The sequence below is a fragment of the Nocardia sp. NBC_00403 genome (assembly GCF_036046055.1).
Lineage (GTDB): Bacteria > Actinomycetota > Actinomycetes > Mycobacteriales > Mycobacteriaceae > Nocardia.
In genome coordinates this window covers 7,667,839-7,691,424 of sequence record NZ_CP107939.1, presented here as the reverse complement: position 1 = coordinate 7,691,424, position 23,586 = coordinate 7,667,839, and the positions used below count along the sequence as shown (strand labels likewise).

Here is a 23,586-nt window from a genome sequence, read left to right as displayed (position 1 = left end):
TGTCTGATTTAAGCATGGAATTCATACTGTGTGAATATTTGAAGGGAGATCCCGATGGTGGGACGCGGACGCGGACGCAGGCCCGGCGACCAGGGCACCCGCGAGGCGATCCTCGCCGCGGCCCGGGCCACATTCCTCGAACAGGGCTTCAACAAGGCCGCGATGACCGAAGTCGCGCGGCGTGCCGATGTGGATACCGCGCTGCTGTACCACTACTTCGGCACCAAGCTCGAACTGTTCGTCGAGAGCATGGCCGGCCTGTACACGCAGGAGCGGCAGGCGGCGGCCAGGGCCGAGGGACGGGTGCGCGCCGGAGTCGAGATCGTCTCGGACTTCCTGCACAAATGGGAGAGCGGTCCGGAGGAGCCCGGCCGTGCCTTCGTCGCCCTCGCGCAGGCCGCATCCAGCTCACCCGAGGCGGCGGCCCTGCTCAATGAGTTCGTCACACAACGGATCTGGCGAGGCGGCAAGGCTGAACCCCTCGGTGACGCCGCCGCGCGCCGAGCCGCCATGATCGGCGCTCAGCTCGTAGGCATCGCCTGGGCCCGCTACATCATGAAACTCGGGCCGGTCGCCACCGACTCCATCGATGACGTGGCGAGTTCGTTCGGCCCCACCATCGACAACTTCACAACCGCTATCCCCGACACGAATTGACCGGAGACCCGCATGACCACACTCTCACCGAAACAGCGCTTCCGTAACCGAGTCGTCGTCTTCTCACACCGCATCGGACTCCCATTCGGTCCGATGCATCTGCTGACGGTGCCCGGCCGAAAGACCGGCCGGGCGCAGATCACGCCCGTGGCGCCGGTGCTCATCGACGGCATCCAGTACCTCGTGCGGGCGTATCCGAATGCCGATTGGGTCCGCAATGCCCGGGCCGCCGGACGCGGCACGCTCACCCGCGGCCGCCAGGTGCGGAACGTGGATCTGATCGAGATTTCCGAGGCTGAGCGCGGCCCGATCCTGCGCGAGTTCCCGCGCCAGAACCCCCGGGGCGCAGCGGCATTCCTCCGCAATGGCCTGGTCGACTCCGAGTCGCCCGACAGCTTCGCGGCAGCCGCACCACGCTGCCCACTGTTTCGGGTGGCCCCGCGGGTGTGATCGTCGGCGCGCGGTCGTGGTCCCAGGAGGCAGATGCCGATCGGTTCACTGTCACCTGCTACTGGATCTTGCTCGAATCCTGTGTTGCAGTCCGGCCGAGGAAGGCCCGGCGCGCGATGCCCGGCCATCGGACATCTCTCTGGTGGCGACCATCGAGCCCGCGGTAATGGGTTGGCGGCGGGGTTCCCGCTAGCCGAACATGACCTATCCGAGTGCACGGGCGGCGACAGCCGTCGCAATTGACTCACGTGCGCGGGCGGCCGTGGGTGTCTCGAATAGGGGCACCACGCTCACGCAACTTGGCCAGGACCGTGGAATGCTCGACACCCAGATGCCGACCGACCCGAGCCAAAGACCAACCCAGCCCGTAGAGATGGACGGCATCGTCCACTTGCTCGGGAGACAACCCGCGGCGGCGCATCGTCTCGACAGGTCAATCGTCGTCGTCTTCGTTACGGTCGGCCGCGTCGGCGGCTCGCTCGTCGAACCCTGACTGCGCGGTGGGGCTTTTATGTAGGCGGAGCGTGTGTCAGGGCCTGCACGGTCGTCGGCTTTGTCTCATATTCGGAAACCTGGATTGCCTCGTTTCGGATTGTTGAATGACTCTGTGGCAGTTGATATTTCGGTATGGCTGTCTGACCTTGGGCACTGTGGGCCGGTCCGGAGGACTTGCCACCACCGCATGTGGGTCCGAGCCGAAAAGTGGGACGGAGCCTGAGGCTGGACAGGCCCGGTAAGGATCTGCGATCTGGTCGGCTACGTGCGGCTCGGTGTGTACGTATCGATGGCGTCGTCCAGCAGGCGACGCAGGGGTGTGGCTGTCGGAGCGAGGGCCGTGGCCAGTAGGGCGGGGCCGGGCAGGGGCGTGACGATGCCCTGGCCGTCGGCGGGGTCGTTGCCGAGCAGGCGGGTGGCGGGTGGGGCGTTGGCGAAGGCTGGGTCGACGATGAGGACGTGGCCGGTGGCGCGGTGTCCGGCCAGGACGGCGGGGCCGTCCCAGCCGGGGGCTGCGGGGCCGAAGGCGGTGTGCTGGGCGAGCAGTGGACGCCCGTCGCGGTGCACGGTGAGGTGGCTGGTGAGGTTGCCGGGGGTTTCGTGGGCTCGTCCGAGGATCAGTTCTTCGCGCAGGACGAGCCGGGCGGTGGGGGCGAGGTCCACGGTGTAGGTCTGGCGTAGGTTGCTGCCGTGGGTGCTGATCAGCGGGTGGGGCAGCCAGGACAGGGTCGCTTGTTCTTCCACGGTGAGAGTCACGTCGTAGGTGGCGTGGTCGGTGGTGGCGCCGCGCAGGGCGAGGGTGGCGGCGGCGGTGGTGATCTCCAGTTCGGCGCCGGTTTCGGCGGTGACGTGGATAGCCAGTCTGTCCCCGCCCAGCGGCGCGCTCATCGCGCCGACGATGCGGACACGTGCTTGGGTGCCGCGGTGGCTGAGCTGGCACAGGTGAAAGGGGCCGTCGTTGTGCAGGTAGGGCACGGCGGTCGGGCCGTCGATGCCGACCGCCCGGATGCGGGCGGTGGCGTGGACACCTCTGCCTGCGCGCGGTGCGGCCTGGGTGTGTGGCGAGGTGCTGGTCATGCCGCGGTCCAGGTGGCCAGGCGTGCGCGTATCCAGTCGGCTACCGGCTGAACGCCGTCATCGGCGGTGAGGGAGGTGAAGGCGACGGGTCGTTCGCCGCGCTGACGTTTGGCGTCGGTGGCCATGGTTTCCAGGTCCGAGCCGACGTGGGGAGCCAGATCGGTCTTGTTGATCACCAGGAGGTCGGCGGTGGTGATGCCGGGGCCGCCCTTGCGGGGGATGTCGTCGCCGCCGGCCACATCGATGATGAAGATCTGGGCGTCGACCAGCCCCCGGGAGAAGATGGCGGTGAGGTTGTCGCCACCGGATTCGACCAGCATGAGGTCGAGCGGTCCGGCGGTCGCCTCCAGGTGCTCGACGGCTTCGAGGTTGGCGGAGATGTCGTCACGGATCGCGGTGTGTGGGCAGGCTCCTGTCTCCACGGCCTGGATGCGCTCGGCGGGCAGGACCGCATTGCGCAGCAGGAAGTCGGCGTCCTCGCGGGTGTAGATGTCGTTGGTGACCACGGCGATGGACAGCTGGTCGCGCAGGGCCCGACAAAGCGCGGCGACCGTGGCGGTTTTTCCGGAGCCGACCGGACCGCCCAAACCGATCCGCAGTGCCCGGCGGGAACCGTCAGGTCCGGTGGGATCGGCGGGTCGGTCGGCGTAGGCGCTGTGCGAGTGGGGGATGCTGTCGTCGAGGTGCACGGAGGTCTCCTCAGCGGTGTGAACGGGTGTGGTCAGGAAGCGAACAGGCGGACCGGCCACTGGGCGTGTTGCGCGGCGGTGACGTCGAGCAGTGGCGCGGAGTTGGCGGGCAGCACGGCGGTGCCTTCATCTGCCACACGGTCGGCAACTCGTGCCGCACGGTCGGCGACCTGGTCCAGGTCGTCGGCGAGCCGGACAAGAACGGCGGTGGCTTCGAAGGGATCCAGGCCCAGCAGTCGTACCGCTGCGGTGGCTGGGCCGCTGACGCTCTCGTAGGCGGCGGCGTACGCGGCGTCCAGGGACGTCAGGCCGGCCACGCGAGCAGTCAAGCCCAGCACCACGGGTTGGTGAGTACCCTGCGGGCGGTCCCGGGCGAGCTTGTCGAGTTCGGGTGCCGGCCACACGGCACGCGCGGCGCGCATCATCTGCCGTCCCTGTTTGCGGGCGATGTCGCGCAACGCGAGGACAGGGGTGCGAGCATCAGCGGCCTCGTCCAGTGCCAGTGGGTCGGCGCCGGCGGCCGTCGCGGCCGCCAGGGCCGCGGCGACCAGACCCGTGGTGTGCAGCCGTCCCTGGCAGAACGTCTGCAGACAGTCTGCGTCACGGATCGCTGCGCGAGCAATGGCAGCTTCCATCCCGCCGGAGTGCGCGTGTCCTCCGGCGGGGAAGCGGCCATCGGCCAGGATGAGCAGGGTTGCGCGGCTCATCGGTCAGAACAGGAAGTAGCGCTGGGCCATCGGCAGCGCGGTGGCGTGATCCTGCTTGGGGAGCATCTTCTGCCCGTCCACCTCGGTCATGTTGTCCCCTGTCGATTTTCCGCCGATTTCCACCGTGAAGGTCTCGGGGTCCACGTCGATTTCGGGCGTGGCGTTGTTTTCCAGCATGCTGCTCTTTCCACGGCCCCGGGTGTCTTCGATGGCGCGGAACTGCTTGCTGACGCCGAGCCTTTGGGCCAGCCCCTTGTCCAGGGCCCGCTGTGTGACGAAGTTGAACGAATTGGCCGCGGGGGCCCGGCCCTGAGCTGCCCACACCGCACGCGGCAGGATCGGCTGCGGCGTGGGGATCGACGCGTTGGCGTCTCCCACCTGGGCGTAGGCGATCTGGCCACCCTTGAGGACCAGGTGTGGTTTGACGCCGAAGAACTTCGGCTCCCACAGCACCAGATCAGCGAGTTTGCCGACCTCGACCGAGCCGACCTCGTGGTCGATGCCGTGGGCTATCGCGGGATTGACGGTGTACTTCGCGATGTAGCGGCGGGCGCGGTGATTATCCGAGCCGTTGTCTCCATCCAGGAAGCCGACACGGTTCTTCATCACGTGCGCGGTCTGCCAGGTACGGATGATCATCTCACCGATGCGGCCCATGGCCTGGGCGTCGGAGGACATTATGGAGATCGCGCCCATATCGTGCAGCAGGTCCTCGGCCGCCATGGTGGAAGGGCGGATCCGTGAGTCGGCGAAGGCCAGATCTGCCGGGATTTCCGGATTGAGGTGGTGGCAGACCATCATCATGTCCAGGTGTTCTGCGACGGTGTTCACCGTCAAGGGTCGGGTCGGGTTGGTCGAAGCAGGCAGGACATTGGGGTGACTCGCCATCTTGATCATGTCGGGGGCATGGCCGCCGCCGGCGCCCTCGATGTGGAAGACATGCAGGCAGCGCCCGCCGATGGCTTTGATCGTGTCGTCGACGAAGCCGGCCTCGTTCAGCGAGTCTGCGTGGAGTGCGAGCTGCACGCCGGTGTCGTCGCAGACCCGAAGGCACGCGTCGAGGACCGCGGGGGTCGCTCCCCAGTCCTCGTGGATCTTGAAGCCGAGAACACCGGCGTCCACCTGGTTGTACAGCGAGGTCTTGGATGTGGTGCTGCCCTTGCCCAGCAGACCGATGTTGACGGGGAAGTCGTCCAGCGCCTCGAACATCCGGGCCAGATGCCACTTGCCGGGCGTCACGGTGGTGGCGGTGGACCCCTCGGCGGGACCGGTTCCGCCGCCGATCAACGTGGTCACACCAGCCGCGAGGGCTACGTGAATCTGTTCCGGACACAGAAAGTGCACATGGGTGTCCACGCCGCCGGCGGTGAGAATGCGGCCCTTGCCCGAAATGACCTCTGTTTCCGGACCGATCACGATGTCGGAGGGAGTCCCATCGTCACCGTGCATCGGGTCCATCGTCTCGGGGTTGTATGCCTTGCCCAGCGCCTGGATCCTGCCGTCGCGCAGAGCCACATCCGCTTTGACCACTCCCCAGTGGTCCAATACCACCGCGCCTGTTATGACGGTGTCCGCAGGCCTGCGCGTATCGCGCGGGCCGGGATCGCGGGGGATGCTGGACTGGCCCATCGACTCACGAATCACCTTGCCGCCGCCGAAGACGACCTCGTTCCCGCTACGGCCGGGCCCGCCGGCCCAGTCCTCGGTGATCTGGATGGATAAGGCGGTGTCCGCGAGCCGGATCCGGTCGCCGGCCGTCGGCCCGAACAGCTCGTTGTACTCCTCGCGGGTCAGTGGATTCTCGTACGCTTCCCTTTTCATGGTCATCGAGAGGTCCTCCCGTTTCGTTGTGTGGGCGCAGGATCGAGAGGGCCGCTCACTTCGCCGCGCAGGCCCAGCACGACACGCTCACCCTCGATAGGCACGAGCTCGACCTCGACGGGGCCGCACTCGGGTTCGAAACGCTGGGAGGTCCCGGCCGCCATGTTCAGCCGCATGCCGTGGGCGTCCTGACGATCGAAGTCCAAGCCGGGATTGGCCTCGGCGAAGTGGTAGTGCGAGCCCACTTGGATCGGACGTTTTCCGGGGTTGGACACATCCACCTTCCTCGTCGAATCCTTCAACTGCTCATTGAATTCGATCGGCGGCTCCCCGTCTGGGTACTCCACCTTTCCCGGATGCACCGGTTGCACTGTCGTGTCCTGAACGGGTTCGACCTTCAGCATGTGTACTGGCCCACAGGGGTGAGCCGCCTGGTGTGGCTGGATAGGGTTGGTGATCGTCACGAGTTTCGTGCCATCAGGGAAGGTCGCCTCCACCTGGACGTCCTTGATCATCTCCGGGACACCTTCCATCAGCTGATCACGACATAGCTGCTGACGACCGGAGTCCATGATGTCCTGTACGAGCGTCCCCGCCCGCGCCTCTTCGTAGACGTACACCGTCAGCAGCGCCATCGCTTCCGGGTAATTCAGCTTCAGGCCACGTTCTTGGCGTCGGCGGGCCACGTCCGCCGCTACATGGATGAGCAGGCGCTCCTGCTCGTGCGGAGTCAGATGCATGTCGTCCCTCCTTACTTCTTCCTTGACCGGCAGCACACCCACACGACATACGCCCAGACGGCACCCGTATCGGGGTCGCGTCCGCTGCGGTGGCACATGACGGCTACTGGCGATCGATGGCAGGCTGGGCAGCACATCGGCAGGCAGTGCGGAGATGCTGGACTGTCACTCGATAGTCGGGTCTGTCACTCGACAATCAGAATGAAGACTCGGTCTTGGTCAGCAGCTCGAGGCCACGGAAGAGACGGCCCCGCGCGATCAACGGAATAGCGGATAGTTTGTGCGGCAACGGTTTCGCCCTGCCGAGCGCCCCGCAAGCGGCATGAGCGCTCACTCGAATCGAAGTATGGCCAGCACCTGGCGGGGAAGACTGCCACATCGCACGCTCAGCAGGCCATCACCTGACGACCGGACATCTCATCGCGCAACCGGTCAGAGGTGGTCTCTGAAACGGGGAACGCGACGACTGATGTCGGCATTGGTCATAGAACAGTGACTGGCGATAATCGCCTTGCCCCAGAACGACTTTCGCATTGCCATAGTGTGGAGCGAGTGAAGACGTCGGAATAACCGATGCTGGGAGACATCTAAATCCCCTGTCCCGTTCGGCGTGGAAAGAAGGTGTGCGCTCTGCCTGCCGTACTCGAACTCGTTGCCGTACAAAATTCTACAGTGCGCAACGGGGATCGGTACTGAGATTCCGCAGCACCAGCCAACATCGACGCCTGGCACCAGCTCCGGCAGATCGAGAACAGCTTCCCAGAAGCCCACCTGACAGATGTTCGCCAACTTAACCGTCAGCAACCAGATCGGAGATCAAACCTACTGGAGCATAGAGACATCCGGCCTCGCGTACCCGATGAGCGCCGAATTCCCATCGTCGCGGCACGCGCGGGAGATGCAGTCCTTCGACGCGGACATCCACAACCACGCGTCGATCTGGACGCCCGGACCGGCACGCGATCACTCGATCGTTACGTAACACCCTGCGCTGCAAGTGATCTCGTAACGAGCTTGTCCTTGGCCGCGCATACCGGCCAGCGGTACTGATGCCTTCGCGGCCGTCGACGCTTCGGCATGTGCGGAGGGCTGGCCTGGCTCGCTGTCGGCTGGTACGAGTTGCCTGATGTTCGGTAATCGTGACCGTCAACAGCTCGTGCCGAAAGATGGCGACCGCGACGCGGCCGGGCCAGGGGCGGCCCGCGCGCCGCCTTTCGGACCCCTGGCGTGGGTTGGTGAAAACCAGCAGGGTCTGCCTCAACCACCTACCGGGGTGGTTCGGTGCTGCCGGCGGGTGAGCGCCGGATCGGGGATCACTCTGGCGTTCACCGGTGCGGGTCCGAAGTCCGCGGCCAGTTGGGCCACGATGCGGTCGCCGGCGTGGCCGTCCCCGAAAGGGTTGCCCGCGTTAGCCATTCGCTTGTACGCTGCGTGGTCGTCCAGTAGGGTGGCTGCCGCGTCCACGATCGCGTCGGGTTCGATGCCAACCAACTTTGCCGCGCCGACCTCCACGGCCTCAGGACGCTCGGTGGTAGTCCGCAAGACCAGGGTCGGTTTGCCGAGGGCGGGCGCCTCCTCCTGGATGCCGCCCGAGTCGGTCAACACGAGGTCACAGGCGGCGAGGGTGGCGGAGAAGTCCATATAGTCAAGGGGCTCGACGACCCGGATGTTGGGGTGATCGGTCAGTTCGGGCAGTAGTGCCTCTCGGACGGCGGGGCTTTTGTGCAGCGGCACCACGATCTCGACATCGCCGCGATCGGCGAGCCGCCGGATAGCGCTGCCCATGTGGCACATTGTGTCGCCCTGGTTTTCTCTGCGGTGCAGGGTGAGCAGGATGTGGCGCAGGTCGGTGCCGAAGTGGTTGCGCCCCGCACCCTGGGACGGGACCCAGAGCAGATTGTCGATGACGGTATTGCCGGTGGTGAATATCGTCGACTCCACTATGCCCTCGGCCTGCAGATGTTCGGCAGCGCGGGCGGTGGGGGCGAAGTGCCAGCGTGCGACCCGAGCGATGAGCCTGCGGTTGATCTCCTCGGGAAAAGGGTTGTTCGGCATGCCGGTGCGCAAGCCGGCCTCCACATGTGCGACTGGAACACGCTCATAGAAGGCGGCCAGCGCGCCGGCCAGCGCTGTCGTCGTATCGCCCTGGACGACAACGAGATCGGGCTGTTGCTCGCGGATCACCTCGCCGAGACCATCGATCAACCGGGCGGCGAGTTCGTACACGGTGGATCCGGTCTGGTATCCGGTGATCAGTTCCGCGACTTGGTCGGCATCGAGTTGCCGTGCCCGCCGTGGAGCGGGCCGTTCCGCAGTCGGCTGGGTGGTTGTCGTGGTGTCAGGCAGCTTCTTAATCAGGGCTTCCAGGGCTTCTACCTGCGTGTTCGTGTTCGAGTAAGGTCCCTCAAGGTCCACAAAATCGCAGGTCAGGCCCGGTCTAGCACCGGGCCTGACCTGTTTTATTTGAACCAACCCCACGCTTACCGCACGGTTTCGGCCCGTTTTCGGCGGATCGGGGCATGCGTCGGTCCGAGGTGGATGCTGGCTGGGGGGCGGCGCGGCGTCGTGGTCTTGGTCGAGGCTGACCAGGAAAGGTTCGAGTTCGGGTACCCCGGCCTCGCGGACTTGCTTGATCTATCTGCCCAACGGTGTCCCAGAGAAGCCGTCCCAAGACACCATCTCCTACTCCTTCACCTACACACCCCACGACGGTGCTCAAAGACCGGCGGTAGGGCTCGTTCCCCGCCAGGATCGGGTCCAGGTACCCGGTGGGAGGTTCCCTAAGCGGCTGCCCCCGGTGTCGTTTGGTGTGGCTCACTAATGGCTTGCGTTCCACCGGGTGCCGTGCGGGCGTGGCTGAAAAGGGGTCTGCCCTGGCTCGAAGTAGCGGTGCCTTCCCGCACGGACACCTGTTCGTTCGAACCGAGGAAGGACCCCGGTGACGGTCATCATCGGGATGGACCCACACAAACGCTCAGCCACCATAGAAGTCATCGACCACAATGCCACAGCACTGGCCGCCGGCCGGTACGGCACCGACGCGGCTGGTTACAGCGAGATGCTCACCGCGACACAGCGTTTCCCTGACCGCGTATGGGCGATCGAATCGCGATGCTGGCCGCCAAGGCGGCGAGTCTCGCGAGATGATCGCCGAGGCCGGTGCCGCGGAGGCCTTGCGGATCGCCGCGCGACGCGAGGACCGGACGTGCGAGTGACAGCGGCATATGTGGCCGCCGACTGGCCCGATCCGCACGCCGATTCCGTGGTGTCGAGATTGGCGGACGATTCCGACGACGCCATTCGCGTCCTGATGCAACGGACGCGGGAGTCACGTGCGCGTCGAAAGACGCTGTGCACCTCCGGGAATCCGGTGCTGAGAACAGCTCATGGGCTGAAACTCGGGCTTCATGAGGTGCTGCCGCGGGATCCGGCCGATGCGACCGAATGGTCTGCTGCTTCGTCCTCCGCATCGGGAATCTGCAAATGACCGCCAGTGAGGATGGCGGCTGTGGCCAGGTCTTTGATGAGGTCGGTTTCGGCGGATCGGCGCCAGATCAGGGCCCAACGGGCGGGTGGTACATCGGGCATGGGGATGTAGGTGACGTCGGGTCTCGAGTAGTAGCGGGCGGCGTGGGCGTGCACCGGGGTGATGGCCTTGCCCGCCGCTACGAGCAATATCAGGTCTTGGAAGTTGGCGGCGTGGGCGGTGCGGAGAATGGGGCGGCCGCTGGGGGTGAAGTAGGGAACGGCGGCGGCGGTCCAGTAGTCGGGGGGCAGGTTGACCGGGTCGGATGGGGGCACTCCGAAGACGCCGTAGTCGGCCAGATCCTCGTATGAGGCCGATTCACGTTGTGCCAGTGGGTGATCCGCACCAACGAGCAGCATGAACGGTTCCTCATAGAGAGTCGGGCCCACCACCAGATCGGGCTCCTCGATGGGAAGCCAGCTCACCAGTGCGTCGATGTCGTCGCCACGCAGAGCGCCGAAGGGGTTGCCGAAGTGGACGTGCTCGATGTGCAAGGTGCAGTGGGGATGCTGGGATTGGAAGGTGTTCAGCAGCGGGCGGACGTTGCCGAGGTTGCTACTGGTGATTCCCAGCCGCAGTATGCCTGCGTCGCCGTAGCGGGCTGAGCGGGCCGCCCGGCCCAGGCTGGCCCGCAGGTCACGATAGTTGGTCTGCAAGTCGTCACGCAGCTGTCGTCCGATCGGTGTCAATGTCACTGTGCGACTGGATCTTTCGAAGAGTTTGCCGCCGATGCGACGTTCCAGTTTCGAGATCACCTGACTGACCCGGGCTGGTGAGAGGTGCAACCGCTCGGCGGTCCGGCCGAAATGCAACTCGGCGGACAACATCAGAAAGATCTCGATGTCGCGCAGATCCAGATCGCGCAGGTCCATGCGGTTTTCCTATCAATCACGGTGGCTTACCGCATTATAAGCAGTTCGCCGTTGATGAATTCTCACCGCGAACCGAGGCTGAAACCTCGACAACCTTTGAGAAGACGGCAGTTCGCCGCCGCCCTCCTGATCGAAAAGAGCAGCCAATGCCAACGCTTCCGTGGAAGACGGTCGGTAACCCCACCACCCCCGAGGTCCAATGCATGGCTTCGCGCCTCGAGGTCAAGTCGTTGGTAAACGCCCCCGGCTTCCTCATCGCGTCACTGACCTTGTGGTGGCAGGCCCGCCGTTCTCCAGGAGCGCTGGGTGTGGCCTTGAAAGCAGAAATGCTGAAGGGCACCTTCTGGACCTACTCTGCTTGGGACGACAAGGCGGCAATCTACGCCTATGCGGGCTCCGAGCCCCATAAGTCGACTGTCGCGCGCAAGCGAAGGGTCATGCGGGATGCGACCTTCGTGTTTTTCAATGCGCCGGCGGACGAGTTGCCCCTGTCGTGGGGCGAGATCAGCCGCCGAATCGCCGAGAAACGCGACTCGGCAGCACCGGATCGCGAGACTGGGCCGACCGCCTCGCCGACCGCCTCGCCGGTATGAACCCCGAGGTGCGATACGCCAACCCCGCCGCCCGCGGAAAATTCGCCGGACAGGTCCTTGCCGAACAACTCGAGGCGCGCTCCGCCAAACGCCCTGTCCTGAAACTGGTTCGCAGGAAAGGGGGCTCTCTGGTAACCGTCGAATTCCGCAATTCCCTGAAGATCACTCGTGACTTCGGCCGCCACCCCGGCACCTGGTTCCCGCCGTTGGTCGTGATGCTGATCCTGGCACTAACTCTGCCTGCGGTCTATCTCGGCGGTACCCTCGACCCGATCGGAAGCCTGCGCGGGCTTCCGGTCGCCATGGTCGTCGAGCCTCAGACCGCCAGCAGTATCGGCGCCGCCGATCAGGTCGGTGCGGCTATCACACAGGGCGTCGACCATGAGGCAATCGAGCTCATTCCGACGACCGCCGAGCAGGAACGCGAGCAGATGGATGGCGGCAAGATCTTCGGAGCGGTCCGCGTACCCGCCGATTTCAATGCCGAGATCTCCCGGCTCGCCAGCGGATCGCCAGGTGCTGCCACGCACGCGGTGATCCATCTTGACACCAATCCGGCTGCCGCGACGATGAGCACTGGATTGTTCACCGGGTACCTCGCGCCAGTAGTCGCCGCAGTAAACGTGGACTTGGGTGCCAAGTTGCCGCAGAACGCGCCGACCGCTGCCGCCACTACTGCGCTGGCCAACCCGTTCTCGGTCGCGACCGCGCCTCTGACACCACTACCGGCGCACACCGGGGCCGGGACCAGTGTCTTCTATTACGCGGTGGTCTTGGTTCTTCTCGGCTTCGTCGGCGCCTCGGTGATCCACCCGGTGGTGGACTCCGCCAGCGGGTTTCAGCCCACTGAGCTCGGACCGAAAGTACAACGTCGCCGCTACACCCACCTGTCCCGACTACACATGCTGGTTGTCAAATGGTGCGTGGCGCTGATCGCGGCACCTCTGAGCGCTGGATTGGTCCAGCTCCTGGCGACCAAAACACTTCACATGCCTGTCGCCTCGCCGTGGCAGCTGTATCTGTTCTCCGCCACCACGATCGACGCCGTTGCCCTCGGCGCCCTGACGGTCTTCGCGATCTTCGGGTCTCTCGCCCCGTTGATCAATATGTTCTTCTTCGTTGCCATGGCCATGACATCCTCAGCGGGCACAATTCCCATCGAAGCGACTCCCGCGTTCTTTCGCGTGATCGCGAAATTCGAACCGATGCAGCCGATCGTGGCCGGCCTGCGCTCGATTCTCTATTTCCACTCGACACCACCGTCAGGACTGCACACAGCATGGATCCATGTCGCTATCGGTGGCCTACTGGCTGTCGTCGTCGGTGTGGTGATTACCGGCCTCTACGACCGGAAACCGTCCTTCACCCGGCAACCGGTCCTCGCCACTGAATGAGCCTGGAACCGACGCTCGAACAGTGGTGGCGGCGCACCGTCTGGTCCACGACGGTGAAACCGTCCTCGACGTCCCCGCCGAACTCTCCGCCCAGGTGCGAGTATTCGGCGGGGCAACCGCCGTAAAACCGACCCGCTGGAGGCCAGGCCCACGCCTGAGTAGAAGTTGGTTCCATAGGGTCGGCGGAGAGCATTGGCCTTCGGCCGCTCGGCTGGCACCGCGTATTCGCGCTGGTTAGAGGCCTGTGAACGGATGGACTGAGCTTGCCGGTGAGGACGTCCTGGTTCGCATACCGTGGCATATTGTCCACAGAAACACCAGGTCAGGCTCGGTTTTTGACCGGGCCTGACCTGTCTCATTTGGCCCAACCCCACCGAAACCCCACGGTTTGCATTCTGGTTTGTATCGGGTTCTTCGGATGGGCCGGTGGGGGTGGTGATCCAGGGCATCCGAAAAGCGCATAGCCGAGTTTCGGTGCGCCCGATATGCGGCACGAGCGGACGTGGGGTGCTAAAGGCGACGGCGTCGCCAGGGCGCGCGTATTCGAGACACGCCGCCGGGCTCGCGTGATCGACGCCCGACTACCGTCCGGCGAGCTCGGCTACGATCGGAGCGAACCTTTCGGCGAAGTCGGCGCCGAAGACGAAGTAGGAGAAGCCGATCTCCTCCCGTCGCCGCTGGATTTCCTCTGCGGCGGCCGCCGGGTCATCCGGAAGTACGGTCAGTGCGTCCGCCGCGCGAAGCGCAGCAGTGTCGGTGTCGGGGCGCGCCATGTGCGGTGCGACAGTGTCACCGATAACCGGGACGGCGAGTGCGAGCTCGACGTCCGCGACAGCGCGGAAATCGCTTGCCAGCCGTGCGACTTCGCCCCGAGGCTGATCCCCCAGCACGAAGGTGACAGTGTCCGCGACCTCGGCCGCCAACGCCCGGGCCTTCGGACCGAGTACGGCCATCGCCACGGGCGTGTGAAGGTCAGGGCCGTCGAGATCTCGCAACGTCCTGACGGTCTCACGTACCTGTGCCAGCCGCTCGTACGGCGGCGGTACGACGGGCATTCCCTTGTCGCGCAGCTCGTCCTCGATTCCCGGTCTGCCGGTGCCGATGCCCATCTCGAAGCGACCCTCGGTCAGCAGCGACAGCGAGTGCGCTTCCCACGCCGTCAGCCAGGCCGGGCGTAGCGGAGAGGCGTACACCCACGTGCCCACGCGGAGGTCGGTCAGGGCCGCGACGGTGGCCAGCATGGGACCGGGCGCCGGTTGCATCTGCGGGAAATCGGGCACAAGCAGCGTCGAGTAGCCGCTGTCGGCGATGCGGCGCACGCGATCTCGCCACGTCGGCACGTCAGTTCTGAGCGGGGCAACGACCCCGAATCGAAACGGTCTCGTCATGCCTGAATTCCTCTCTACGTCGGCGAGATCACCTGGCAGCCACTCCTGAGGGAAGGCGCATGATCATCTCGTTCGGTATCCAGAGACATTGACGACGGATCCGCGCGAAATTCATCGGTGGGGCCGAGATCGCGTGCACGCTCCTGCGAACGCCCTGTATTCGGTGCGGGTTCACCTGGATTGGTCGTAGCGGGTCGTGTTTGTCGCCGCTGAGAGCGGGGTTGACGAGGGCTGCTGGGCCGAGTTCATCAGCGCGGCTGCTGTACTTTCAGGATTCGCGGGCGGCGATTGCGGCTTGGATTCGTCGTAGCGTGCGCAGGCCTTTCTTCGCGGCGACGCTCACCATGCCGTCGAAGACTGTTGAGCCCCGGTCGTGGGCCATCAGCCGTTCCAGTGTCGGCACGGCACGATCGTCGCCGGTCGAACCGAGCGCGACAGCCGCCCAGTATCGCTGGTCCGGGTCGTCGCTGGCGGCCGCCTCGCACAGCCTCGGGATGACGTCCGGGGCGAATTTGGCCAGCGCGCTGGCGATATAGCCGATGCGGTAGTACCGGCGGTTCTCGAGTTCGTCCCATAGGGCAGCCAGGGCTGCATCGCCGCCGATCATGCCGAGGGCCTCGGCGGCACGTTCGCGCATTCCTGCGATCGAGTCCCGCAGCAGGGGTGTGAGCGCCGGGACGACCGATTCGTCGCCGAGGGTGCCCAGAGCGATCACCGCTTGCTCTCGAGCCATCTGCTGTGGGTGGTCGAGCATCGCGACCAATCCGGGAACCGCGTCGCGGAAGCCGAGCGTCGCGCAGCCCATCGCGGCCCATGCCTGGCAGTTGTACCGAGTGTCGGCGAGTGATGCGAGCAGCGGTGCCTTCAGAGTGTCGTCGCCGAAGACCGCCGCCTGGTTCAAGGCCCGGCTGTAGAGCGATCGGTGGTAGTCGGGATAGTCGCGGACGAGCGCGCACAGTGTTTCCTTGGCGGATGTGTCGCCGTCAGCAGCCCGCGCGAGCAGGTGCCGCAGATTTTCCTCGCGGGTCTCGAGATCACCGTCTTTGAGGCGTCGCGCATCGGTTGGGTTCACCGCTCAACGGTACCTGGCGATGATCTCGTCCCCCGGCCACGTTTTGGGTGGTCGGCGCCGTTCGAAACGCATGTGAACCTGGACGGTGACTTGCGTCGGCAATCTGACAGAAAACCAGCCATCACGATCTGCCACATACCTGACGTACTGCAGGTCACCGCGCTGGATCTGCGTCACATCATCTGGCATCGGACAGCTTTCAGTGTGTTGCCGATGCCGAGATGGTCTCAGCCCGTTGATCTTCGGGCGTGCCCCGTGGCCGGTTCGATCAGCGCGGTACGCGGCATTATGGGATGTCTCGAGCCGCAGCGCGTCTCGTTCACCAGTCGCCCGCCCAGCGGCATTTCCGGATGTGCGGCCAATCGACGCCGAATCAGTGTGGTGCGGGTAGCGCCCCGTGCCGCTCGAGTAGTTCGACGTCCAGCAACTGCGCCTCACCGTTACCGATCGACCAGTCCTCCTTGCTGTTCTCCACCAGGGTGATCACGACATCCTCCCGACGCACCCCGACCGCTGCCAGCTCGTCGGCGATGGCCCGGTACAGCGCCTGCTTGAGCTCTGCCGAGCGACCGCCCACCAGCGCGATCTGCACGAAAACCACGTCACGATGCTCGATCCCGAGATACTGCGGGGCGTAGACGAACGCATCGGCCGGACGCGGCTCGATGATCTGGAAGCGGTCATCTCGCGGGATGCCAATCTGTGACACCAGCGCTTCATGCACACCGTCGGCTATGGCCCGCTGCATCGCTGCAGTGATGTTGTCGCGCAACGAGATTCGAACGAGTGGCATGACAGCCTCCTGGCTTTCATAACAGTAGTCAGATGATCATGGCTGACTTTCCAAATGAAAGTCAAATAGGATGGTGGCATGCACTGGCATGAGCAGGACCCGGTCAACTGCAGCGTCGGCCGCACCCTCGAAGTCGTCGGGAAACCGTGGGTGCTGCTGATCCTGCGTGAGATCTTCCGTGGCCTGCACCGGTTTCACGACATTCAGCAGCACCTGGCCGTCTCCCCGCCCGTCCTGTCCCGCCGACTCGATTCCCTGGTCCACGACGGCCTGATCGATCGCGCGGCCTACCGGGTGCCGGGACAGCGCGAGCGATACGAATACCGCCTCACGCAGCAAGGGCGAGCGCTGTTACCAGTCTTCGCCGCTCTGCACGAATGGGGAGACACCTACCGCGCCGACGACTGCGGCGCGGCCACCGTTTACCGCCACCGCGACTGCGGCGCCGAAGTTCGGCTGCATCTGGAATGCGCCCATGGACATCGACTGACGACCGGCGACGACGTGGTCGCAGAACCGGGAATCGGAGCGATCACGCTCGCCACGAAATGATCGAGGTCAGCCGCTGCCAGCCCGACACCCCCGACCCGCTTCACCGTTCGGGCGCATCTATCGTCTGGTTGGTAGGCACTCGCCGCCGGGGACTACCGATGAGGGGTATCGACGTGGCGGCGGGGCTGAAAAACACCCTAGGCGTGCATAGTTCGGGAACCGGGCAGTTCGGCGTCCACAGCCGTCTACAACCGGACAATGCACGTTAGGCTGGTCTTATGGAACCCGGTGCGCTGATGCGTGCCGCTCGCGAGGCGGCGGGTATCTCACTGCGCGCGATGGCCGAGCGGAGCTACTACAGCAAGGCGTACCTGTCGCTGATCGAGACCGGCCAGCGCCCGGTGCCCGCCGGTGTCGCCGCTGCTTACAACAGGGTGTTGGACGTGGACCTGGGACGGCTGACGGCGGTGGCGCGAATGCCAGCCGGTGTGGACACCGCCGCCCTGTCCGACGTGGGGGTGGTGCTGGCGGCTACACGCCGAATCGAGGACGCCGCTGGGGCTTTGACGGTTCTACCCGCCGTCCGAGGTATGGCGGAGATGGCCGAGACGTTTGCGGACCAGGCGCGTTCAGCGCGCGCCGAAGCGTCGGCGGGCATCGCATCGGAGATCGTGCAGTATCGGGGATGGCTGGAGCACGCGATCGGAGCTGACACTATCGCTCGGCGTAGCCTCGGCACGGCCGTGAGCCTGGCGAAGGCGTCCCGCGACCCGGACCGGCTTGCGCACAGCCTGGGCTTTCTCGGCTACGTGACTGTGAGCGCGGGGAATTACGGCGAGGTGGTCGCCCTGTCTGACGCCGCGCTGGCGGTACGGGACGCGCACCCCATCGTCACGGCCTACGGGCGAATGCGGCGAGCTGAGCTGTTGGCCGCGCATGGCGAGACGGGCGAAGCGCAACGCGCGCTGGCTCTGGCCGACGCGGCTACCGAAGCGGCGGACGGCATCGAACCTCCCGCGTCGATGTATTGGTGGAGCAGTGGATTCGGGGCTGTGCAGCGCGGTGGCGTCTTGGCGCTGCTGGGGCACACTGCCGAAGCGGTCGGGGAGGCGACACACGGGCTGGCCGCGATGCCGGTCGAGCACCGCCGGAGTGAATGGCTGGCATCAGCGCTGCGCCGCGTCGATCCGGACATGAGCGCGGACGGCTGGGTGTGAGCGCCGCGCTGTAAATGATTGTGCGGGTGCGTATTCGGGGGAGAATCCAGTGCTGTCACCGTCTATGTTTTTCACTCTTGTCAACCGTATTTCTACCGCTGAATCGCTGCCTGTAGGCCCCTTCTATCGGAAGCTGCTGCTCGCAGCGGCGCTTGCAGCGACGATGATCATGAGGGTGCTGGTATCCGCTCCCGGTAAGGGTCCAGTATCAGTCATGCAGTAACTACGTAGTTTCCGGCTGCCGCAGCGATTCGTGGGAGGGTCTGGCGTCTCGCCGCCATCTTCTCCGAGAAGTGATCGCCTCAGCTGCCTGAAGCACTCAGTGGATCAGTCCCTTCAGCCCCTCGAACGACGCGCGCTTCGTCTGAGCGCTGTGGTACCGACGTCGGATAGTTTGGCGGCGTGACCACAGCGGACACGGTTCCCGCGAGCGAGACTTTTCTCAGTAGTTTTTGGGAGTTGGACTGGCCGGGTAGGAGTTCAAGTGTCAAGGGCCTGGGTCCGGTATTGCGCCGGGCTCGGGCCCTTGACCGGAACGTGACGACAACGCCGAGGGGCGGGGTGGAAACCCGCTGCCACATGCTCGTGTTCTGGCTGGCGTATTCTGCTCGGTCGATGTTCGCAGTAGGGATTGGATCAGCTGCAACCACAATGGATTTCGAAGGCGTCTATAGGCGGGAGGCGGCATGAAAAGCCTGTTCGAAGGTGTCCTGATGATTGCCTTGGCATCACCACAAATGTGCTGTTCACGCAGTCGGGTCTGCCTCATCGGGTGATGTTGGGAACGAGAAGGAGCTGGCTCAGTTGACAGACGATCAATCAACCCCGCACGAGCAGTTGGGCGATGACGAGTACGACGATGACTACGACGTCAGCCTGGAGGATCCCGTCATCGACGACGACGTGCCGACGACCTGGCAGGAATTCGCCGAGGACGCGCGGAAGACCAGCACTGCTGGGCGGCCAATGATCATGGGCCCGGAATTCGGGAGCGCCACCCATCCGACAACGGCCTACCTGATCGAATAGACGAACTTTCCGTGTTGATGAACTGATTCGCTCGAGTGGGACTGGCCGGGTAGGAGTTCAAGCGTTAGGGCCTGGGTCGGGTATTGCACCGGGCTCGGGCCTTGATCCGGCGCCGCGCGGTAGTGCGGCCGAGGCGGCAGTATCCTCCGACGGGCACGAGTTCCGCCGGACCAAGAGGATGCATCGATGTCGTCACCGATACCGGAAGTCGTGGCCTGGGCGGTGATCGGCTACGTCACGGTTCTCTTGTCGGGTCGGTTCTGGCTCGTCGGCGGCGCTGTTGTCGATCGGCTCGTAAACCATATGGGTTTGTGGAGTATCGCGACCCTGCTGATATACCGGTGTGCATCGACGCCGACCATCGATGACCCGGCGAATCAGCTTGCCCTGGGCTGTATTCTCATGACCACCACATACCTGTACAGCATCGGTCGGCTTGCCGGCGGCGATTCCGAGCCGGATACCGTATGGCGGCACCAGCGCAACGTCGCGCTCCTCGCCTCGGCCGCGACGGCCTCGATAGTCCTGGCCGCGGCATCGGCGAGATGCTCGGGAAGATCGGTCGACCTGCGTCTCGTGGGGGATGGACTTGGCATCGGTTGCGCCTTCGCCGTACCACTCACCTACAACACATTCGTGTTCACTCGCAGCTGCCTCGGCGCACTCCGCGCTGTCGATACCCCGCGCGCGGCGCGGATCGTGTGTATCGGCCTGATCGGCAGCAATGCCGTTCTCTGGGGTGTGCAGGCACTCTCGCTGTCCGAGCTGGCCACCGGATGGCCCGACGGACCACAACTGTCGCTGGTCCAGGCTGCGTTCACCCTGTGGGTCGCGATCGATTCGACACTGCTCGCGATACCGCTGGTCGCGGAGTTGGTGCTGCGGGCGGGTATGGATCGCGCCACCAGGACCTGCCGTCGGCTATTGCCGCTGTGGCGTGATCTCACCGCGGCGGTCCCGGAGATCGTGATGCCCGTCGATGCGCGGCACGGCTCAGGTCCAGCCACCCGTCTACTGCGGATGACTGTGGAGATCCGCGACGCAATGCTCCACCTGGGCGCCTATCTCCCGGCCGAAACCGATGAAACGCAACGCAATACCGTGCGAGAGCCTGAATCGGACCGGGGGATTACCGATTACGCCCATCGGCTGATCCGGGCGGCGCAGGCCAGAAAGGCGGGCCTACCGCCCGCTGGCACCGGCGCACCGCCATTGCCCGTGGTCGCACACGATTTCGACGCCGAGCTCGCGTACCTGATCGACCTGGCTCGCATCTGGCCGCAGGCCAAGGCAGCGGTGGAATGAGCCGATCGGCCAGTCCCGCCAGCCCATCCTCGCGATAGCGTTCGACCCAGGTGTGTACCGACTGGCGCGAGACCCGGTAACGGGCCGCGACCCCGACAACCTGGATCCCCGCTAGAACTTCCATCACGGCGTGATATCTCTGTTCGACCACACTCGGCTCCACCAGCATCAGGCCCAGGTCCTCCCGCAGCCGTGCACAAATCGGCCGGTGCCCAGTTCGGTTGTTTCCTCGAGTTCGGTGGCGGGCGCGCGGGGCCGGTTGATCCTGGTCGTGCATGCGCTCGGTGGGGCAGTGCCTATTCGGTCGGAGTCATTTCCGGTCCATCGGGTCCATCGGATTGCTCGGTCGATCTGTTGGTCGTCGAGCCCACCGTTGGGGCGGGTTGTCCGCTGCGCGTAAAGCTGTCTGGTACGCGCAATTGGTTATCATCATTTCGCCTTTCCGTCATTGGGTGGATTCAACTGATTGTTGCAACACCTCTAGGGTGAGGAGTTGCGATGGGCACGCCGAAGCGGCGGCAGTCGGATCGGGCGAAACACGACCGAAGCTGCGGTCGCCTGGGCGTCCGAAAGCTGCCAGACGTGGACAACAGCAACAGTTTTGGGTGAACATCGCGCGTGGGCGGTCGAGCGAGGACGCGGCAGTTCGAGCCGGTGTGTCCTCGGCGGTTGGGTTCGCGGTGGTTCCGCGATAGTGGCGGAATGCCGTCGATCAGCCTGACGCCGTTGTCGGGTAGTTTCTTGAATTTCGCAGAGCCCGAGGAGATCATGATCCTGCGCGTGGGTGGCGCGAGTGTTCGTGAAATCGCCCGTGTTGCAGACTTTCCGGGTCGTTGACCTCGAAGGCAGCTCCTCATACCGGGCCTGCGGGGCCGTCCGGGGTGCGCGAGATGGCGGGCGGTGGTAGCGATCACGACACCGGGATCGCTGCCAGCGAGTGCGCGGCCCAGCGCGGCACGCAGCCCGGTCTCGCGGCGCGCCGAGTGCAGTGAGAACAGCAGGATGCCGAAGGCGTCGGAGGGGAAACTCTGGTAGCCGTCGAGTTTGCGGGCGACGCTGGTCAAAGATTCTGTGCCAGTGTAGAATTCGAGGAAGAACCGCACCGTGTGGCCGTGTTGTTCCCAGCGGCCGTAGCCGTCGGGCGGAGTTGGATTCTTCCCCGGAATACCGGTCTTCCAGGCCAACCGAACAGTCAGCCGCCCGGCTGTCAGGCGCCGATGGCCTGCGCCCGCCGAGCTCGGAGCAGATACTGATCGCGACAACCTGACCTGCATCGTGGGGTACCCGTCACAATGGCGGTGTAACCCAATGCTGGGACCAGCCCCGTGACCCGGTGCGGAAGACGTCCCGTCATCCGCTCTCCGGCGCACACTCACCTACGGGTCGCGGCGCCGAGGAGCGCCCGAATCTCGTAGGCTCGGCGCGCCTGGCACCAGGTCCGGCAGATCAGGCATCGCATCGGCACCCGCGGCGATCGGGGCGGTAATCGCCTCGTTCTGCTCGGTCGCCAAACGCGCCGCCTCCCGTCCCGCCTCGGTGACAGATTTGCCCAACTTCTCCGGAGTGCTACGAAACGCCTCCTGCGCAAACCGCACATCGGTGAGGACACCCGCACCATCCACGGTCACGGTGACCAAACCGTCGGCCGAACACGCCGAAGCCCGCACCGCCGCCAACTGCTCGTAGACCTCGGACACCTGCGCACGTTGCTTCGCGAGCGTATCCAGGATGTGTTCGACCTGGTTGCACATCCCGAAGTTGGCCGAGCGCAACCCATCTCGCTCCCATTGCTCCATCGGCGGCTGCTCTTCTCGGACTCGGACTCGGACTCGGACTCGGTTCAAGCTACTGAACCATGGCGGTCGGCGAACCGCTGTGTGAAGTCGGCGATGTAATGCGCAGGAGCGACGGAAGACGACGAGGGCTCGAGCACCCCGTCGTCGCCGATGTAGAAGATCGCCCGTCCGATCGCGATTTCTCCTTCGGCCACCGGCACGTACACCATCCACCCCACGTCGAATCGTTCAGCAACCAACTGGAACAACGGATATCCCTCGGTGTCCAGCGCGTGCCCGGTGATGTAGTCCCGCACCCGAGCGATCGCCGCTTCCGCTGGCATCTGATCGGGTGCCGTCGACACCAGCCCAGCGAGCGAATACTGATAAAGCGCACCGTCGATATCGAAGCGCCCATCATCGCCGAACACCTCGACCAGCGTCGCTCGGGTGACCGCACCCATCTCGGCGGCAGCCATCAAGGCTGCGATCGCATCGGACGAACCGTTATCCGGACCGTCTGCGACCAGCCTCGCTACGATCCCTATCCCGGTGTCGGCCGTCCACACACCCGGCACCGCAGTGGCGCAATCGTCGGCGCCGGGGGATTGCCCGCGATACCACCGACCGGCCTCCCACCAGTAGCAGAACGACAGCAATCCCGAAGCCGCTCGCGGATCCAGTACCGAGTCGGCCACCCAATCCGGCGCACCCGCATACAGTTTCGGCATCGGCGCGCCGCCGTTGTATACCGCATCCAAGGTGGGCGCATTCCATACCCCACCCGACAGCACGGCCCGCCCGGCCGGCAGTGCATACAACGTCGACCCACCCCCCGCGGAGCCCTCGAATACGCCAGTCCACGGCAGCATCCGCGGACCCCAATCCGACTTGGCGGCAACAAACGCCGCCGCGACCGTCGCCCACCGCGCCCACATCACCGGGAACGGCGGAAACTCGTTCTCCGCCAGCACTGCCCACACCTGATCGGCCCGATCGGCGCGAGCTTGGGCCGCCGCCTCCTGCGGAGTGCGCCGCTGTCGGTCGTCATGACCTATATACGCGGCCAACCACACCGGCACGCTGTCACGCGGATACGCCTCGAGGTCCGCGCGATATGCCTCAGGGCCGAACATCTGCCCCGCAGGGAACGGCTCGTCGCCGTAGTCGTAGTGGACTTCCATCTCGCCGGAACTGGCCAACACCAGCAGCATCCGCCACCATGGCCCCGCACTCGACCCCGCCGCGACGGCACGGTGCTCGCGAACGACGGCGAGCATCGACTCCGGCGGATTCATCGAGACCATTTGTTCGCCGTCGAAATACACGACGTTGGCGATCTCGTCCGCCACCGTAATCGCGAATACCGCGTCGGCCCGTTGCCACCCGGATGGCCCGTGCGCCACCAATTCACGGGCCAGCGGGTGTTCGGCGGTCAGTCCGCTCGGTTCGTATGCCACACAGTCCTCCTCATCTCGCCGTCGGCCGGTACAT

Annotated in this window: 22 protein-coding genes and 2 pseudogenes; 10 read left to right on the top strand and 14 right to left on the bottom strand. The window is 65.1% G+C overall.

Annotation, left to right across the window (positions count from 1 at the left end):
- Positions 1–54 precede the first annotated feature (54 nt).
- The 3 genes from OHQ90_RS34460 (at position 55) to OHQ90_RS34450 (ending at position 1,600) form a co-directional block, all read left to right on the top strand.
- Positions 55–657: a TetR/AcrR family transcriptional regulator gene (locus OHQ90_RS34460; protein WP_328404755.1), complete on the top strand. Its 603-nt coding sequence runs from the start codon at positions 55–57 to the stop codon at positions 655–657.
- Positions 658–669: 12 nt separating this feature from the next.
- Positions 670–1,107, top strand: coding sequence for a nitroreductase/quinone reductase family protein (locus tag OHQ90_RS34455; RefSeq protein ID WP_328404753.1), 438 nt, complete (start codon positions 670–672; stop codon positions 1,105–1,107).
- 316 nt (positions 1,108–1,423) lie between these two features.
- Positions 1,424–1,600 (top strand): hypothetical protein, encoded by a 177-nt coding sequence (locus OHQ90_RS34450; RefSeq protein WP_328404751.1) that lies wholly within the window; start codon positions 1,424–1,426, stop codon positions 1,598–1,600.
- 263 nt (positions 1,601–1,863) lie between these two features.
- Here the strand turns inward: OHQ90_RS34450 and OHQ90_RS34445 are convergent, their stop codons facing one another.
- The 7 genes from OHQ90_RS34445 to OHQ90_RS34415 all read right to left on the bottom strand — a co-directional run bounded on the left by OHQ90_RS34445 (position 1,864) and on the right by OHQ90_RS34415 (position 11,034).
- Positions 1,864–2,679, bottom strand: coding sequence for an urease accessory protein UreD (locus OHQ90_RS34445; protein WP_328404749.1), 816 nt, complete (start codon positions 2,677–2,679; stop codon positions 1,864–1,866).
- On the bottom strand, positions 2,676–3,368 hold the full coding sequence (gene ureG, locus OHQ90_RS34440; protein WP_328404747.1) for an urease accessory protein UreG: 693 nt from the start codon (positions 3,366–3,368) through the stop codon (positions 2,676–2,678). The genes OHQ90_RS34445 and ureG overlap by 4 nt, the downstream gene beginning before the upstream one ends.
- A 32-nt stretch (positions 3,369–3,400) precedes the next feature.
- Entirely contained in the window at positions 3,401–4,075 is a 675-nt protein-coding gene (locus OHQ90_RS34435) for an urease accessory protein UreF (RefSeq protein ID WP_328404745.1), read from the bottom strand.
- A gap of 3 nt (positions 4,076–4,078) precedes the next feature.
- Entirely contained in the window at positions 4,079–5,896 is a 1,818-nt protein-coding gene (locus OHQ90_RS34430) for an urease subunit alpha (protein WP_327121181.1), read from the bottom strand.
- Between the two features lie 2 nt (positions 5,897–5,898).
- Positions 5,899–6,672 (bottom strand): urease subunit gamma, encoded by a 774-nt coding sequence (locus OHQ90_RS34425; RefSeq protein ID WP_328404743.1) that lies wholly within the window; start codon positions 6,670–6,672, stop codon positions 5,899–5,901.
- 1,221 nt (positions 6,673–7,893) lie between these two features.
- Positions 7,894–9,051 carry a non-hydrolyzing UDP-N-acetylglucosamine 2-epimerase gene (gene wecB / locus OHQ90_RS34420; RefSeq protein ID WP_328404741.1) on the bottom strand — a complete coding sequence of 386 codons (1,158 nt, stop codon included), beginning with the start codon at positions 9,049–9,051 and terminating at the stop codon, positions 7,894–7,896.
- A 990-nt stretch (positions 9,052–10,041) separates the two neighbouring features.
- The gene (locus tag OHQ90_RS34415) at positions 10,042–11,034 is read right to left on the bottom strand and encodes a LysR family transcriptional regulator (protein WP_328404739.1); all 993 of its coding nucleotides are present in this window, start codon (positions 11,032–11,034) and stop codon (positions 10,042–10,044) included.
- A gap of 203 nt (positions 11,035–11,237) precedes the next feature.
- On the opposite strand from OHQ90_RS34415, the gene OHQ90_RS34410 reads away from it, so the two are divergent.
- Complete coding sequence (locus OHQ90_RS34410; RefSeq protein ID WP_328404737.1) at positions 11,238–11,627, top strand: hypothetical protein; 390 nt, start codon at positions 11,238–11,240, stop codon at positions 11,625–11,627.
- On the top strand, positions 11,624–13,021 hold the full coding sequence (locus OHQ90_RS34405; RefSeq protein ID WP_328404735.1) for an ABC transporter permease: 1,398 nt from the start codon (positions 11,624–11,626) through the stop codon (positions 13,019–13,021). The genes OHQ90_RS34410 and OHQ90_RS34405 overlap by 4 nt, the downstream gene beginning before the upstream one ends.
- 581 nt (positions 13,022–13,602) lie before the next feature.
- Here the strand turns inward: OHQ90_RS34405 and OHQ90_RS34400 are convergent.
- The 3 genes from OHQ90_RS34400 to OHQ90_RS34390 form a co-directional block, all read right to left on the bottom strand.
- Positions 13,603–14,409: an LLM class flavin-dependent oxidoreductase gene (locus tag OHQ90_RS34400; RefSeq protein ID WP_328404733.1), complete on the bottom strand. Its 807-nt coding sequence runs from the start codon at positions 14,407–14,409 to the stop codon at positions 13,603–13,605.
- Positions 14,410–14,677: 268 nt separating this feature from the next.
- Entirely contained in the window at positions 14,678–15,481 is an 804-nt protein-coding gene (locus tag OHQ90_RS34395) for a HEAT repeat domain-containing protein (protein WP_328404731.1), read from the bottom strand.
- Positions 15,482–15,854: 373 nt separating this feature from the next.
- The gene (locus OHQ90_RS34390) at positions 15,855–16,274 is read right to left on the bottom strand and encodes a tautomerase family protein (RefSeq protein WP_328404729.1); all 420 of its coding nucleotides are present in this window, start codon (positions 16,272–16,274) and stop codon (positions 15,855–15,857) included.
- A gap of 78 nt (positions 16,275–16,352) precedes the next feature.
- On the opposite strand from OHQ90_RS34390, the gene OHQ90_RS34385 reads away from it, so the two are divergent.
- From OHQ90_RS34385 to OHQ90_RS34370, 4 genes are all read left to right on the top strand, one after another.
- Positions 16,353–16,826, top strand: a complete 474-nt coding sequence (locus OHQ90_RS34385; protein WP_328404727.1) for a winged helix-turn-helix transcriptional regulator — start codon at positions 16,353–16,355, stop codon at positions 16,824–16,826.
- Between the two features lie 218 nt (positions 16,827–17,044).
- Complete coding sequence (locus OHQ90_RS34380; protein WP_328404725.1) at positions 17,045–17,983, top strand: helix-turn-helix domain-containing protein; 939 nt, start codon at positions 17,045–17,047, stop codon at positions 17,981–17,983.
- An 804-nt stretch (positions 17,984–18,787) separates the two neighbouring features.
- Complete coding sequence (locus tag OHQ90_RS34375) at positions 18,788–19,012, top strand: hypothetical protein (protein WP_328404723.1); 225 nt, start codon at positions 18,788–18,790, stop codon at positions 19,010–19,012.
- Positions 19,013–19,198: 186 nt separating this feature from the next.
- Positions 19,199–20,317 carry an MAB_1171c family putative transporter gene (locus OHQ90_RS34370; protein WP_442941245.1) on the top strand — a complete coding sequence of 373 codons (1,119 nt, stop codon included), beginning with the start codon at positions 19,199–19,201 and terminating at the stop codon, positions 20,315–20,317.
- Here the strand turns inward: OHQ90_RS34370 and OHQ90_RS39655 are convergent.
- Positions 20,295–20,486 (bottom strand): annotated as a pseudogene (locus OHQ90_RS39655) (helix-turn-helix domain-containing protein); the annotation flags it as partial. The gene OHQ90_RS34370 and the pseudogene OHQ90_RS39655 overlap by 23 nt on opposite strands.
- Positions 20,487–21,019: 533 nt before the next feature.
- Between OHQ90_RS39655 and OHQ90_RS34360 the strand changes: the two are divergent.
- Entirely contained in the window at positions 21,020–21,154 is a 135-nt protein-coding gene (locus OHQ90_RS34360) for a helix-turn-helix domain-containing protein (RefSeq protein WP_328404719.1), read from the top strand.
- Between the two features lie 242 nt (positions 21,155–21,396).
- Here OHQ90_RS34360 and OHQ90_RS39650 read toward each other — a convergent pair.
- From OHQ90_RS39650 to OHQ90_RS34350, 3 genes and pseudogenes are all read right to left on the bottom strand, one after another.
- Positions 21,397–21,591, bottom strand: a pseudogene (locus tag OHQ90_RS39650) (hypothetical protein); the annotation flags it as partial.
- A gap of 102 nt (positions 21,592–21,693) precedes the next feature.
- Positions 21,694–22,113, bottom strand: coding sequence for a YbaB/EbfC family nucleoid-associated protein (locus OHQ90_RS34355; protein ID WP_328404717.1), 420 nt, complete (start codon positions 22,111–22,113; stop codon positions 21,694–21,696).
- A gap of 44 nt (positions 22,114–22,157) precedes the next feature.
- Complete coding sequence (locus tag OHQ90_RS34350) at positions 22,158–23,552, bottom strand: hypothetical protein (RefSeq protein WP_328404715.1); 1,395 nt, start codon at positions 23,550–23,552, stop codon at positions 22,158–22,160.
- Positions 23,553–23,586 lie beyond the last annotated feature (34 nt).